The organism is Gordonia aurantiaca (assembly GCF_039939235.1).
Lineage (GTDB): Bacteria > Actinomycetota > Actinomycetes > Mycobacteriales > Mycobacteriaceae > Gordonia.
The window spans coordinates 384310-398734 of the sequence record NZ_JBDUUF010000002.1; the positions used below are offsets into that span (position 1 = coordinate 384310).

Sequence of the window (14425 nt, forward strand, 5' to 3'; positions counted from 1 at the left end):
CACGGTGCCGGCGACAGGTCGGGACACGACGGTGGGTCGGGACACGGTGTGGGAGGTGACGACATGAGCAACACGGCCTCGGGCGGGACGCTGCCCGCGGAACTGTCGCGGGTGCACATGGTCGGCATCGGCGGCGCCGGCATGTCCGGGCTCGCGCGCATCCTGCTCGCGCGCGGCGGCCAGGTCTCCGGCTCGGATGCCAAGAACAGCCGCGCGATCCTCGAACTCCGCACGCGCGGCGCACGCATCCAGGTCGGGCACGACCCGTCGGCCCTCGACCAGATCCCCGGCGGTCCGTCGGTGGTGGTGACCACCCACGCCGCGATCCCCAAGACCAACCCCGAGTTGGTGGCGGCCCGCTCCCGCGGCATCCCGATCCTGCTGCGGCCGCGCGTGCTGGCACGCCTCATGGAGGGGCAGCGGACGCTGCTGCTCGCCGGCACCCACGGCAAGACCTCGACCACGTCGATGTCGGTGGTCGCGCTCCAGCACGCGGGCAGCGACCCGTCGTTCGCCATCGGCGGCGAACTCAACGAGTCCGGCACGAACGCACACCACGGCGGCGACCCCGTCTTCGTCGCCGAGGCCGACGAGAGCGACGGCTCCCTTCTCGAGTACACGCCCGACGTGGTCGCGGTGACCAACATCGAGTCCGACCATCTCGACTTCTTCGGCTCGGTCGAGGCGTACGTGCGCGTGTTCGACGAGTTCGCCGAGCGCATCCGGCCCGGCGGGACCCTCGTCGTCTGTCTCGACGACCCGGGGTCGGCGGCACTCGGCGGACGCGTCGCCGACGCCCTCGCGACGCGCGGCGTCACCGTCCTCGGCTACGGCCGCGGCACCCACGCCGACCGCGCGCCCGGCGTCCCGAACGTCGCGACCCTGCTGTCGTGGCAGCCCGACGGCACCGGGGGAGTGGCGCGGGTCCGCTTCGCCGCCCCGGTCTCCGCCGGCGATTCGGTCGATCGCGAACTGGTGTTGCCGCTGCCGGGAGAACACATGGCCCTCAACGCGATCGCCGCGGTCATCGGCGCGGTCCGGGTCACCGGCGCCCCCGAGGAGCGCCGCGCGGAGACGCTCGATCGCATCCTCACCGGCATCGGCGCGTTCGGCGGCGTCCATCGCCGCTTCGAGTTCCGTGGACGCCGCGGCGGGGTCGAGGTCATCGACGACTACGCCCACCACCCGACCGAGGTGCGGTCGGTGCTGACCGCGGCCCAGGCGATGCTCGCCGCGCGCGGGGGCCCGGAGGGGTCGCGCGGCCGGGTGATCGCCGTCTTCCAACCCCATCTGTATTCGCGCACGGTCGAATTCGCCGACGAGTTCGCCGCGGCACTCGACCTCGCGGACTCCGTCGTGGTCGCCGACGTCTACGGCGCGCGTGAGGCACCGATTCCCGGGGTGAGCGGTCGCACGATCGCCGACAGGGTGACCTCACCGGCGCTGTTCGCCCCCGATCTGTCGAGGCTCGCCGACCAGGTCGCGGGGCTCGCGAGGCCGGGCGACGTCGTGCTCACGCTCGGCGCCGGCGACATCACCATGCAGGGTCCGGAAATCCTCGCGGCGCTGTCCGCGAAGGACGGCGACGGGGCCGCGAGATCCGGTGAGGGGACCGGCGGGGCCGCCGGCGACCTCACGGGACGGGTGTCGTGATCCGCTGGCCCACCCGCCGCCGGTCGCGCCTGCTGCTCGGCACGATGATGGTCGTCGCCGCGGGGGTGGGCCTGGTCCTGATCGCCTACCTGACCCCGCTGATGGCCGTGCGGAGCACCGAGATCCGCGAGAACGGCTCGGTGCCCAGCGACGAGATCCTGGCCGCGGCCGCGGTCGCCCCCGGCACACCGCTGCTGCAGGTCGACACCAAGTCCGTCGCCCAGCGCATCGCGACCATCCCCTCCGTCGAATCCGTACGCGTGCAACGGTCCTACCCGTCGACGCTGCGGATCACCGTCAAGGAGCGGGTGCCGGTGGTGATCGTGAAGGCCGGCGACGAGGTCCATGTGCTCGACCGGTCGGGGGTGTCATTCCTCCACTACGACAAGACCCAGGGCGTCCCGCCGGAGGTGCTCAAGCTCCCGGTCCTCGAGACCCCGAAGGCCGGTCCGGCCGACCCGACCACGCGCGAAGCCATCGCGGCGGTGGACGGGTTGCCGGATTCGTTGCGGGAACAGGTGATCCGGGTGCGGGCGCAGTCGCCCGTCGACATCACGTTCCTCCTGACCGAGAACCGCCGGGTCATCTGGGGAGACGCCGACCGCGGGGCGGAGAAGGCGCGAACTCTCACCTACCTGTTGAGACGTGAGGCCACGGAGTACAACGTCACCAGTCCGGAATTCCCCGCGTACAAGTGATTCCGGTGGTCCGGGCCCGTCGCTGACCTCCCGTTTCCCGGACATCGCCGCGCGCGCGGGGAAATTCACGCGCAACTTGCCGACACGCCGAGCGTGAATCTGGATACCGACGCCCGCGGTGCATAGCGTCTCTACCACGAACTACTTGACATAACTCTAAATCTATGGTTCAGGTTTAGGGTTTTGCCAGCACCCCCATGCCGGGGTCCGGCGCTCGGTGACCACCCCGGCGCGTCGGGTAACCGGCACCGAAACATCGAGCACGACCCAACGAGGAAGGCGAGCGCATGACGCCACCGCACAACTACCTGGCCGTCATCAAGGTCGTCGGCATCGGCGGCGGCGGCGTGAATGCCGTCAACCGCATGATCGAGCAGGGGCTCAAGGGAGTCGAGTTCATCGCGATCAACACCGACGCGCAGGCCCTGCTGATGAGTGACGCCGACGTCAAGCTCGACGTGGGCCGTGACTCGACCCGTGGCCTGGGCGCCGGCGCCGACCCCGAGGTGGGCCGCCGTGCCGCCGAGGACGCGCGCGACGAGATCGAGGAACTCCTCAAGGGCGCCGACATGGTCTTCGTGACCGCGGGCGAGGGCGGCGGCACCGGTACCGGTGGTGCGCCGGTCGTCGCGCAGATCGCCCGCAAGCTCGGCGCGCTGACCGTCGGCGTGGTGACCCGACCGTTCTCCTTCGAGGGCAAGCGCCGCGGCAACCAGGCGGAGGCCGGCATCGCCGCGCTGCGCGAGTCCTGCGACACCCTGATCGTCATCCCGAACGACCGCCTGCTGCAGCTCGGCGATGCCAATGTCAGCCTCATGGACGCCTTCCGCAGTGCCGACGAGGTGCTGCTGAACGGTGTCCAGGGCATCACCGACCTGATCACCACGCCCGGTCTGATCAACGTCGACTTCGCCGACGTCAAGGGCGTCATGAGCGACGCGGGCAGCGCGCTGATGGGCATCGGCTCGGCCCGCGGTGAGGACCGCGCGAAGAAGGCCGCCGAGGCCGCGATCAACTCGCCGCTGCTCGAGGCGTCGATGGAGGGCGCCCGCGGCGTGCTGATCTCGATCGCCGGCGGCAGCGACCTCGGCCTGTTCGAGATCCACAACGCGGCGACGCAGGTCCAGGAGGCCGCGCACGAGGACGCCAACATCATCTTCGGCACCGTGATCGACGACAACCTCGGCGACGAGGTGCGCGTCACGGTGATCGCGGCCGGATTCGACGGCGGCGCACCGCGCAAGCGCACCGACACCCCGGCCGCGGCCGGACGTTCGGGCGTCGCGACGGGGCAGGCCGGCGCCGTGTCGGCCCCGCCGAAGAACGATCCGCTCTTCGGCGAGATGCCGAAGGGCTCGGGCGATCCGTTCGGCTCCGACCGTGAGCCGGAACCGCCGCGCCGCAACACCGTGCACCTCGACGACGACGACGTCGATGTGCCGTCCTTCATGAAGCGCTGACCCGCGATGCGGGTACGTCGTGTGGTCACCACCCGTGCCGGCGGCGTCTCGGTGGCACCCTATGACTCGTTCAACCTCGGTGACCACGTAGGGGACGACCCGGCCGCGGTGGCCGCCAACCGCAAACGACTCGCCGAGCAGATCGGGCTCGACGAATCGTCGGTCGTCTGGATGGAACAGATCCACAGCCGCAACGTGACCGTGGTCGACGGTCCGGTGCAGGGTGCGGTCCCGGCGACCGACGCGCTCGTCACCACCACGCCCGGGCTCGCGCTCGCCGTGCTGTCGGCCGACTGCGTGCCGGTGCTGCTCAGCGATGACGAGGCCGGCGTCATCGCCGGTGTGCATGCCGGACGCGTGGGTGCGCGTATCGGCATCGTTCCGGAGACCCTGCGGGTCATGGTCGAACTCGGCGCCGCGCCCGAGCGGATCGGCGCATTCCTCGGACCCGCTGCCAGCGGCGAGTACTACGAGGTGCCGCCGGACATGCAGGCCGATGTCGAGAAACACCTGCCCGGATCGGCGACCCGCACCCGCAAGGGCACGACGGGACTCGACCTGCGCGCCGGTCTGCGGCGTCAGCTGCTCGAGGCCGGTGTCGCCGCGGTCGCCGTCGACCCGCGCTGCACGATCTCCGATCCCGATCTCTTCAGTCACCGCCGCGGTGCACCGACCGGCCGGCTGGCCTCGGTGATCTGGATGGACGAGAGCGAACCGGACGGGTCCTGAACCTGCTCGTCTCGCTCGCGAAAACCGTTGTCCCAGCGGAGAATGATGGAAGACATGACCGTTTCGCCCGATCCTCGCACCGCCGAGCTGTCCGAGCGCCTGAATGCCGTCCGTACCCGGCTCGACGCCGCGCTGGAGGCGGCCGGACGCCCGGCCGGATCGTGTGCGCTGCTCGTGGTGACCAAGTTCTTCCCGGCCGACGACGTCCGCCGGTTGCTGTCACTCGGGGTGCGAGAGTTCGGCGAGTCCCGCGAGCCGGAGGCCGGGCGCAAGGTCGCCGAGGTGCTCTCGGACTGGGCGCCCGACGACCCCGCCGACATCCCGGTCTTCGACATGATCGGCACGGTGCAGTCGAAGAAGGCGCGCTCGATCGCCCGCTGGGCACGGATGGTGCACTCGGTCGACCGGCCGAAGGTCGCCGAGGCCCTCGGTCGCGCGGCCCGGACCGCCCTGGACGAGGGGGAGCGGACCGAACCGCTCGGTGTGCTCCTCCAGGTGAGTCTCGACGGCGACCCGCAGCGGGGCGGTCTCGTCGAAGCCGGGTTGGAGGCCCTTGCCGACCGGATCTGCGCCGACGACGCGCTGCGGCTGCGCGGGCTGATGGTGATCGCCCCGCTGCACGGCGAGCCCGGGCACTGGATGGACGAAACCGCCCGAATACACAGTGCTTTTCGCGAGCGGTACCCCGACGCGGTTGAGCTGTCCGCAGGCATGAGCGGCGACATGGAGATCGCCGTCGCGGCCGGCTCGACATGCGTGCGTGTCGGAACCGCGATCATGGGCGAACGGCCGCTACTCTCTCAGTAATCACATTGGTAACAACAGAACCAAGTGACCCAACAAGCTCAGATGACATCAGAAGCACCATCCGGCACGGCTGCACACCGGCGTCGCACGACAGAGAGGCCGCTCATGACCACGATGCAGAAGTTCAAGGCATACTTCGGCATGGTGCCGCCCAGCGAGTACGAGGACGACTACCTCGAGGAGGCGGCGCCGCTCCGTCCGACGTCCCGTGAGCGCGCCTACCGCGACGAGTACTACGGCGATTCGCCGTATGACGCCGGCTACGAACCGGCCGCCGGATACCGCGACGACATGTACGACGACCGCTTCGAGCCGGCCTACGAGATGGCCGGCGACTTCGCCGGCGACTATGCGTACGCCGGACCGCGGCCCGCTCCGGAGGCTCCGGTGCGCGCCTCGGGACGTCTCGAGCCCCTGCAGCGTTCGTCGAGCGCCGCCCTGCGGGCCGCCTCGCCGCGTCCCGTCGCCGAGCGCGACTTCGAGCGTGTCTTCCCGGAGGGCCCGTTGCAGAAGATCACCACCCTGCGTCCCTCCGACTACAGCGAGGCCCGCACCATCGGGGAGCGTTTCCGCGACGGCAACCCGGTCATCATGGACCTCGTCGACATGAGCAACGACGACGCCAAGCGCCTCGTCGACTTCGCCGCCGGCCTGGCGTTCGCGCTGCGCGGTTCCTTCGACAAGGTCGCCACCAAGGTGTTCCTGCTGTCGCCGGCCGACGTCGACGTCTCGCCGGAGGACCGTCGCAAGATCGCCGAGACCGGCTTCTACAACCACTCGTGAGCGGCGAGGACACCCTCGGTTACCCCTCGCCGGTGATCTTCAGGCAATCTTGACGCGTGGCTGCGATTCTGTTGGGCGTCTTGTACTACGTCCTGTTGGTCTTCTGGTTGCTGCTCCTCGGGCGGCTCGTCGTCGAGCTGGTGCGCACCTTCGCACGTGAGTGGCGCCCCACCGGGGTGGCGGTGGTGATCATCGAGTCGGTGTTCACCGTGACGGACCCGCCGATCAAGCTGCTCCGCCGCATCCTCCCGCCGATCCCGCTGGGGCCGATCCGCCTCGACCTGTCCCTGATGATCGTCATGCTCGTGGTCATCATCGCGATGAACGTCGTCAATGGTCTCCGTGCCGACGCGATGGCCGATTCCCTCGCGACCGCCCTGGCGCTCGCCGGACGCTAGTCTCCGCCGAAGAGTTGGTCTCCTCGACCGACACCGCCGGGCTCACCCCGGACGCACGGGACGGTCCGGCCGGGTAAGTTGAGGAACGTCGACGAGGCCACCGCGGTGGTCGTCGTCGGGCCTTTTGGTCTCGCCGAGAACAAAGGGGTGCGACCAACGGTTCGCATGTGACAGGATTGGACGCCAGTTACTATTTTTGACTGGTATGAATAGTTAGTGACAACCTGTATTGGTCGAACGACTCAGGTCGCGCGATCCGGGTTGGACGGTACGCCAACTGAACACAAGCTTCACCACAGACACGAGGGGAACCGACATGCGGCTGACTCCAGCTGATGTGCACAACGTCGCGTTCAGCAAACCGCCGATCGGTAAGCGCGGCTACAACGAGGATGAGGTCGATCAGTTCCTCGATTTCGTCGAGGCGGAGCTCGCCCGGCTGATCGAAGAGAACACCGACCTGAAGCAGCGTGTCGAGGAGCTCGAGGGCGAGCTCGCCGATGCCCGGTCGGGCGCCGGTGCGCCCGCCTCGGAGGAGCGCACCCAGATCTTCGCCCAGGCGCCGGCACAGGAGGCCCCTGCCGCCGCTCCCACCGACGACGACGCCAATGTGCGTGCCGCCCGTGTCCTCGCGCTCGCGCAGGACACCGCCGACCGTCTGACCAGCAGCGCCCGCGCCGACGCCGATGCGCTGCTCGCCGATGCGCAGACCCGTGCCGACACCCTCGTGTCCGAGGCGCAGAGCAAGTCCGACGCGATGCTCGCCGACGCCCGCCAGCGGTCGGAGGCCATCCTGGCCGACGCGCAGACCCGTTCGGAGGCGCAGCTGCGCCAGGCCCAGGAGCGTGCCGATGCGCTGCAGGCCGACGCCGAGCGCAAGCACAGCGAGATCATGGGCACCATCAACCAGCAGCGTGGCGTCCTCGAGGGTCGCATCGAACAGCTCAAGACGTTCGAGCGTGAGTACCGTACCCGCCTGAAGACCTACCTGGAGTCGCAGCTCGAGGAGCTGCAGCAGCGTGGCAGCGCCGCGCCGGTGGAGGGCGGACGCCCCGATCAGTCGTTCTCGAACGACCCCGGCAACGGTGGTTTCAGCAGCTATTCGCCGAGCTGACCCCGGTTGGTGGTCATGCACCCTAGGCTGGTGATGTGCTGACCTTGGCCCTGGGCGCGACCCTCGTCGGGTTCGTGCTGCTCATCCTCGGTCTCATCACCGGGACCGTGTGGCTCGCAGTCGCCTGTATCGTCATCTGTCTTCTCGGCCTGGCCTTCCTGCTGGTCGACGTGTTCGCCTCCCGGGGGAGGGAGAACACGCGATCGCTGGAGGATCTGGTGCCGGGTGCGACCCGTGACGATGACGGGGACGCCGACGTGTACTCGGACGACCTGCACGCCGACGACCTGCACGCCGACGACCTCCATGAGGACGAGCATCCGGATTCCGGGCCCGGCCCCGAGGTGGTCGGCAACGCGTCCGGCGAGGAGCCGACACGTCGGTACCAGGCGGCGAGCGCCCCTGACGAGCCGAGCCCGTATGACCCGCCGCCGTTCCAGCCCGGGATGGCCGCGCCGACCGGCCCGTCCGGACCGCGGCCGGGCCCCGCGCCGCGACGGACGGGATCGCAGCAACCCCCGTCCGGTCCGAACCCGCAGGTGCGGCCCGCGCCCGAGCGTCGCGAGGGAACATACGAGGACTATCTCCGTTCCGTCGGTGGCGCCGGCGATCTCGGCGCCGCATCGTCGGGCCCGATCCCGGGGCAGCCGCCCGTGGGCAGGCCGCAGTCCGGGGACCGGCAGTACGGGGCCCCGCCACGTCCACCGCAACCGGGGCAGGCGGGACCGGGTGGACCCGGTCCGCAGCATCTCGGCCCGCCGCAGCCTGGGGGAGTGCCTCCGCAGCCTGGGGGAGTGCCTCCGCAGCCTGGGGGAGTGCCTCCGCAGCCGCCTCGTGCCGGTGGTCCCGGACAGGGCGCCGCGCCGGGACGGTCCGGACGTGCCGAGCACTCCGACCCGCCCTCGGGGAGTCGGCGCCGGCCGGAGTTCGATCCCCTCGATCCGAACTGGAAACCGCCGCTCGACGACTGAGCACGACAAGTCCACACCACCGCATCGCCCGCACATCCGATACCGATTGGATTGTGCGGGCGATGCATCGTTACACTGGTGGACGCGTTGATCCGGCCATCACCGGGGAGCACCCGGAAGAACAGAGTCCGGCCCGCCGCGGCCGACTCCCAGTAGAACCGGGCGGGAGTGGCCCGTCACAGCCACCGGACCGTACGGTTCGTCCGCGCGGTCCCTGAGAGGCGTCGGATTTCCCGGCGCAAGCGGGGTGGTACCGCGTATGCCCACATGGCATGCGTCCCCGTGCCGTATGTGATCAGACATCCAGGCACGAGGAGACGAGCCGTGGCGGACATGAACGACAAGAGCGCCGACGAGACGGCCGCCAACGCGACCGGGCGTGCGTACCCCAGGGTCGACATGACGGGTGGGACGGGCCGTGGTGCGCCCGACTTCCCCTCCGTCGAACGGAACGTCCTCGAGTACTGGGACGAGGACGGCACCTTCGCCGCATCGATCGAGAACCGTGCCGACGCCGAGGAATTCGTCTTCTACGATGGTCCTCCCTTCGCCAACGGCCTCCCGCACTACGGCCATCTGCTGACCGGCTACGTCAAAGATGTGGTTCCGCGGTACCAGACCATGCGCGGCAAGAAGGTCGAACGCCGGTTCGGTTGGGACACACACGGTCTGCCCGCAGAGCTCGAGGCCGAACGCCAGCTCGGGATCACCGACAAGTCGGAGATCGAGAAGATGGGCATGGAGAAGTTCAACGAGTACTGCCGCGACTCGGTTCTCCGCTACACCGGCGAATGGCGCGACTACGTCACCCGCCAGGCCCGCTGGGTCGACTTCGACAACGACTACAAGACGCTCGACCTGGACTTCATGGAGTCGGTCATGTGGGCGTTCAAGGCCCTCTACGACAAGGGCCTGATCTACCAGGGTTACCGCGTGCTGCCGTACAGCTGGTACGAGCAGACGCCGCTGAGCAACCAGGAGTCCAAGCTCGACGACGCCTACCGCATGCGTCAGGACCCGGCGGTCACCGTCCGGATGCCGCTGCGGGTGCCCGAGGGGCCGCTGTCCTCGCTCGACGGCGTCAACGCCCTGATCTGGACCACCACGCCCTGGACGCTGCCGTCGAACCTCGCGATCGCGGTCAACCCCGAGGTCACCTACGTCCACGTCCGTGCCGCCGACGGGCAGGAGTACCTGCTGGCCGAGGCGCTGCTGGGCGCGTACGGCAAGGAGATCGCCGAGCCCGAGGTGCTCGGCACCTTCCTCGGCAAGGAGCTCGAGAACCTCTCCTACACACCGCCTTTCGACTTCTTCCTCGGGCACCCCGGGGCACACCGCGTCCTGCTCGGCGACTACGTCACCACCGAGAGCGGCACCGGCGTCGTCCACCTCGCGCCGGCCTTCGGTGAAGAGGACATGGAGCTCGCGACCTCGTACGGCATCGAGGTCGTTCAGCCGCTCGACCCGGGCGGCCGCTTCACCTCGCAGGTCCCGCCGTACGAGGGCCTCATGGTCTTCGACGCCAACCCGGTGATCATCAAGGACCTCAAGGCGGCCGGGCGCATCCTGCGCCACGAGACCATCGAGCACTCCTACCCGCACTCGTGGCGGTCGGGGCAGCCGCTGATCTACATGGCCGTGCCGTCGTGGTTCGTCGCCGTCACCAGGTTCCGCGATCGCATGGTCGAGCTGAACAAGCAGATCACCTGGGTGCCCGAGCACATCCGGGACGGCCAGTTCGGCAAGTGGCTCGAGGGTGCCCGCGACTGGAACATCAGCCGTAACCGGTACTGGGGTGCGCCGATCCCGGTATGGATCTCCGACGACCCGGAGTACCCGCGCATCGACGTCTACGGTTCGCTCGACGAGCTCGAACGCGACTTCGGGGTGCGACCGGACAACCTGCACCGTCCCTACATCGACGAGCTGACCCGGCCCAATCCCGATGATCCGACCGGGAAGTCGACGATGCGTCGGGTGCCCGAGGTGCTCGACTGCTGGTTCGAGTCGGGCTCGATGCCGTACGCCCAGGTGCACTACCCGTTCGAGAACCGCGAGTGGTTCGACGGCGGGGACTCGGCCGACGCGCCGCCGCACAACCCCGGCGACTTCATCGTCGAGTACAACGGCCAGACCCGCGGCTGGTTCTACACGCTGCACGTGCTCGCGACCGCGCTGTTCGACCGCCCGGCGTTCAAGACCGTTGCCGCACACGGCATCGTGCTCGGTGACGACGGGCAGAAGATGTCGAAGTCCAAGCGCAACTACCCGGACGTCAACGAGGTCTTCGACCGCGACGGCTCCGACGCGATGCGCTGGTTCCTGATGGCCTCGCCGATCCTGCGCGGCGGCAATCTCGTGGTGACCGAACGCGGCATCCGAGAGGGGGTGCGCCAGGCGCTGCTGCCGCTGTGGAACGCCTACAGCTTCCTGCAGCTGTACGCGGAGCGCCCGGCGACGTGGCGGACCGACTCGCAGCACGTGCTCGACCGCTACATCCTCGCCAAGCTCGCCTCCACGCGGGATACGATGACCGAGGCGCTCGACACCTACGACATCGCCGGTGCCTGCGAGTCGTTCCGCGAGTTCGTCGAGTCGCTGACCAACTGGTACGTGCGCCGTTCGCGCGCCCGCTTCTGGGCCGGTCAGGACGCCGACACCGACGCCTTCGACACGCTGTACACGGTGCTCGAGGTGGCCTGCCGCCTGGCGTCGCCGCTGCTGCCGCTGGCCACCGAGGCCATCTGGCGCGGCCTGACCGGCGAGCGTTCGGTGCACCTCACCGACTGGCCGACCGCCGACGAGCTGCCCTCCGACGCCGAACTGGTCGCCGCGATGGACGAGGTCCAGGCGGTGTGTTCGGTGGCATCGAGCGTCCGCAAGGCCAACAAGCTGCGCGTTCGCCTGCCGCTGCCGGGTCTGACCGTCGCCTCGCCGACCGCGGCCGCCCTCGAGCCTTACGTCGACCTGATCAAGGACGAGATGAACGTCAAGTCCGTCACGCTCGCGACCGACGCCAGCGAGTACGGCCGCTACGAGATCGCGGTCAACGCGCGTGCCGCCGGCCCGCGTCTGGGCAAGGACGTCCAACGGGCGATCAAGGCCGTGAAGTCGGGTAACTGGGAGGTGCGGACCGACGCCGGGGGTGCCGAGGTCGTCGTCGCCGACGGCATCGAACTGCTCGACAGCGAGTACACCCGCAAGCTGGTGGCCGTCGAACCCGATTCGACCGCCGAGTTACCGGGTGGCAAGGGCCTGGTGGTGCTCGACACCAACGTCACGCCCGAACTGGAGGCCGAGGGCTGGGCCAAGGACCGGGTCCGCGAGTTGCAGGACGCGCGCCGCAACCTGGATCTCGACGTCTCCGACCGCATCACCGTCCGCCTGGTGGTGCCCGCGGAGCGTCTGGAGTGGGCACAGACCCACTCCGGCCTGATCGCCGGCGAGGTCCTGGCGGTCGAGTTCGACGTCACCGCCGACGGTGGGCCCGGCGCCATCGAACTCGGCGACGGCGTCACCGCCGACGTCGCGAAGGTCGGCTGACCAGCGAGATCGCGATGGTTGTCACGTTCTGCCTCCCGTCGGTGTCTCGAGGATGACCACCTCGAACACCGACGGAAGGCAGAACGATGAACACATCTGACATCACCCCGATCGCCCGTACCCGGGTCGTCGTCCTCGGCGCGGGCTACGCCGGGACGATGGCGGCCAACCGGCTGCGTCGCAACCCGGATGTGGACGTCACGGTCGTCAATTCCCAGCCGTTCTTCGTGCAGCGCATCCGGCTGCACCAGTGGGTGTCGGGCACCGGCGACCCGATGATCTCCTTCGACGACGTCCTCAACGAGGACGTCAGCGTCGTCGTCGACACCGCGACCCGCATCGATGTCGCACGGCGGCGGGTGGAACTGCAGTCGGGCGCCGGCCTCGACTATGACTACCTGATCTACGCGGTCGGCACCCGGCACCGCGCGCCTGACATCCCCGGTGCCGCCGAACACGGCTTTTTCATCGCCGATTGGTCGGACGCGGAGCGGATTCGTGAACACCTCGAGGCCGTCGACGCCGAAGAGACGGTCACCGTCGTCGGCGGTGGGCTGACCGGGGTGGAGGTCGCCTCCGAACTCACCGAACGCGGACTCACGGTCCGCCTGGTGGGTGGCGGCGGAATCGCCGCATCTGTGGGAGCGCGGGCACGGGCGGCCACGGAGCGGCAATTGCGCCGGCTCGGAGTGGATGTCGTCGCAGACGGACGCGTCGTCGGCGTAGCAGAGCGGAGTGTCACTGTCGCCATCGACGGCGAACAACGCGTCCTGCCCAGCGCGGCAACGATCCTCGCGACCGGATTCGAGGCGCCCGCCCTCGCCGCGGAGAGCGGCTTGAGCACCGACGGGATCGGGCGGCTGCAGGCAGACGTGACACTCACCAGCATCGACGACGATCGGATCCTCGGTGCGGGAGACGCGGTTGCGATCGCCGGCCGGTCGTTACGCCTGAGCTGCCAGGCCGCGGAGCCACTGGGCGCCCAGGCCGCCGAGGCGGTGCTCGCGCGGATCGCCGACGAGCGGCCGAATCCCGTCGACCAGGGTTTCGTCGCCCAATGCACCAGCATCGGCCGTCACGCGGCCACGCTGCAGTTCACCCGCCGTGACGATTCGCCGGCCCGCACCGTGGTCACCGGCCGTCTGGCCGCTCTCACCAAGGAACTCGTGTGCCGCGGTACGGTGTGGAACATCAGCCGCGAGGCCGCTCACCCCGGTGCGTTCAGCTGGTTCCGCGGACGTGAGGCGGCCGCCGAGCGCGAGCCGGTCGTGCGATGACGAATGCGCCGGCAGGAGGCGAGGTCACGGTGAACAGCAGTGAATCCGACCGCCGCGCAGCGCGTTTCGCCGAGTTGCGGCCGCTGCTGTTCACCGTGGCCTACGAGATCGTCGGGACCGCCGCCGATGCCGATGACGTGCTACAGGACAGCTACCTGCGGTGGGCGGAGGTCGACGACACCGCCATCGACGACACGAAGGCGTACCTCGCGAAGATCGTGACGCGCCAGGCGCTCAACGTGCTGCGGTCGCGGTCACGACGCCGCGAGGACTACGTCGGGCCGTGGCTGCCCGAGCCGATCCTGCTCGACGAGCGGGACCTCGTCGACGACGTGGTGCTCGCCGAGTCGGTGTCCACGGCGATGCTGATCGTCCTGGAGTCGTTGAGCCCCGACGAACGTGCGGTGTTCGTGTTGCGCGAGGTCTTCGGGTTCTCGCACACCGAGATCGCGGACATGCTCGCCAGACCGGCTGCGACGGTTCGTCAGATCGGCCACCGGGCGCGCAACCACGTGGAGGCGCGCCGCCCCCGATACGACCCGGTGGACGCCGATCGGGCCGCCGCAGCCGTGGACGCGTTCCTCGCCGCGGCCGAGTCCGGGGACGTCGAGAAGCTCCTCGAGCTGCTCGCACCCGAGGTCGGGTTCACCGCCGACAGCGACGGCAAGGTGATGGCCGTGCGCCGCCCGGTCCACGGTGCGCTCGCGGTGGCGCGTCTGCTGGCCGGTTTCGCGCGGCTGGGCAAGGACATGGACCACCGCCTCGAACCCGCGGTGTTCAACAACCAGCCCGGCGTCGCGATCTACATCGACGGCGAACTCGCCGGCACGTTCACCCTGCACATCGTCGACGGCGTGATCCAGCAGATCTATGCCATGCGCAACCCGGACAAGCTCGCTCACCTCGATCGGCCACGGGTGATCGCGCGGTAGGTCCCCTCCGCGCGAGGGGAGCGCCACGGTCACCGGGAGCGTGGCAGGCGGCCCGAACCA

12 protein-coding genes are annotated in these 14425 nt (G+C 69.4%); all 12 read left to right on the top strand.

Features of this window, described 5'->3' with window-relative positions:
- Nucleotides 1–63: 63 nt before the first annotated feature.
- The 12 genes from murC to sigJ all read left to right on the top strand — a co-directional run bounded on the left by murC (nt 64) and on the right by sigJ (nt 14365).
- On the top strand, nt 64–1653 hold the full coding sequence (gene murC / locus ABFT43_RS06755) for a UDP-N-acetylmuramate--L-alanine ligase (RefSeq protein WP_347959600.1): 1590 nt from the start codon (nt 64–66) through the stop codon (nt 1651–1653).
- Nucleotides 1650–2351, top strand: coding sequence for a cell division protein FtsQ/DivIB (locus tag ABFT43_RS06760; protein WP_347959601.1), 702 nt, complete (start codon nt 1650–1652; stop codon nt 2349–2351). Before murC ends, ABFT43_RS06760 begins: the two co-directional genes overlap by 4 nt.
- Nucleotides 2352–2638: 287 nt before the next feature.
- Nucleotides 2639–3811, top strand: a complete 1173-nt coding sequence (gene ftsZ / locus ABFT43_RS06765) for a cell division protein FtsZ (RefSeq protein WP_347959602.1) — start codon at nt 2639–2641, stop codon at nt 3809–3811.
- 6 nt (nt 3812–3817) lie between these two features.
- Nucleotides 3818–4540, top strand: coding sequence for a peptidoglycan editing factor PgeF (pgeF, locus tag ABFT43_RS06770; RefSeq protein ID WP_347959603.1), 723 nt, complete (start codon nt 3818–3820; stop codon nt 4538–4540).
- A 54-nt stretch (nt 4541–4594) separates the two neighbouring features.
- Entirely contained in the window at nt 4595–5347 is a 753-nt protein-coding gene (locus ABFT43_RS06775; protein ID WP_347959604.1) for a YggS family pyridoxal phosphate-dependent enzyme, read from the top strand.
- Nucleotides 5348–5452: 105 nt separating this feature from the next.
- Nucleotides 5453–6130, top strand: coding sequence for a cell division protein SepF (locus ABFT43_RS06780; protein WP_347959605.1), 678 nt, complete (start codon nt 5453–5455; stop codon nt 6128–6130).
- 56 nt (nt 6131–6186) lie between these two features.
- Complete coding sequence (locus tag ABFT43_RS06785; protein ID WP_347959606.1) at nt 6187–6528, top strand: YggT family protein; 342 nt, start codon at nt 6187–6189, stop codon at nt 6526–6528.
- Between the two features lie 316 nt (nt 6529–6844).
- The gene (gene wag31 / locus ABFT43_RS06790) at nt 6845–7642 is read left to right on the top strand and encodes a DivIVA-like cell division protein Wag31 (RefSeq protein WP_347959607.1); all 798 of its coding nucleotides are present in this window, start codon (nt 6845–6847) and stop codon (nt 7640–7642) included.
- Nucleotides 7643–7677: 35 nt separating this feature from the next.
- The gene (locus ABFT43_RS06795) at nt 7678–8613 is read left to right on the top strand and encodes a hypothetical protein (protein WP_347959608.1); all 936 of its coding nucleotides are present in this window, start codon (nt 7678–7680) and stop codon (nt 8611–8613) included.
- Nucleotides 8614–8946: 333 nt separating this feature from the next.
- The gene (gene ileS / locus ABFT43_RS06800; RefSeq protein WP_347959754.1) at nt 8947–12156 is read left to right on the top strand and encodes an isoleucine--tRNA ligase; all 3210 of its coding nucleotides are present in this window, start codon (nt 8947–8949) and stop codon (nt 12154–12156) included.
- An 86-nt stretch (nt 12157–12242) separates the two neighbouring features.
- Nucleotides 12243–13433, top strand: coding sequence for an NAD(P)/FAD-dependent oxidoreductase (locus ABFT43_RS06805; protein WP_347959609.1), 1191 nt, complete (start codon nt 12243–12245; stop codon nt 13431–13433).
- A complete protein-coding gene (gene sigJ, locus ABFT43_RS06810; protein ID WP_347959610.1) occupies nt 13430–14365 on the top strand; it encodes an RNA polymerase sigma factor SigJ in 936 nt (311 codons plus the stop codon). The genes ABFT43_RS06805 and sigJ overlap by 4 nt, the downstream gene beginning before the upstream one ends.
- Nucleotides 14366–14425: the final 60 nt, after the last annotated feature.

Coding starts and splice junctions, on each gene's coding strand:
- ABFT43_RS06805 (WP_347959609.1), top strand. CDS start 12,243: ATGAACACATCTGACATCACCCCGATCGCCCGTACCCGGGTCGTCGTC.
- ileS (WP_347959754.1), top strand. CDS start 8,947: ATGAACGACAAGAGCGCCGACGAGACGGCCGCCAACGCGACCGGGCGT.
- ftsZ (WP_347959602.1), top strand. CDS start 2,639: ATGACGCCACCGCACAACTACCTGGCCGTCATCAAGGTCGTCGGCATC.
- wag31 (WP_347959607.1), top strand. CDS start 6,845: ATGCGGCTGACTCCAGCTGATGTGCACAACGTCGCGTTCAGCAAACCG.
- ABFT43_RS06775 (WP_347959604.1), top strand. CDS start 4,595: ATGACCGTTTCGCCCGATCCTCGCACCGCCGAGCTGTCCGAGCGCCTG.
- sigJ (WP_347959610.1), top strand. CDS start 13,430: ATGACGAATGCGCCGGCAGGAGGCGAGGTCACGGTGAACAGCAGTGAA.
- ABFT43_RS06780 (WP_347959605.1), top strand. CDS start 5,453: ATGACCACGATGCAGAAGTTCAAGGCATACTTCGGCATGGTGCCGCCC.
- pgeF (WP_347959603.1), top strand. CDS start 3,818: ATGCGGGTACGTCGTGTGGTCACCACCCGTGCCGGCGGCGTCTCGGTG.
- murC (WP_347959600.1), top strand. CDS start 64: ATGAGCAACACGGCCTCGGGCGGGACGCTGCCCGCGGAACTGTCGCGG.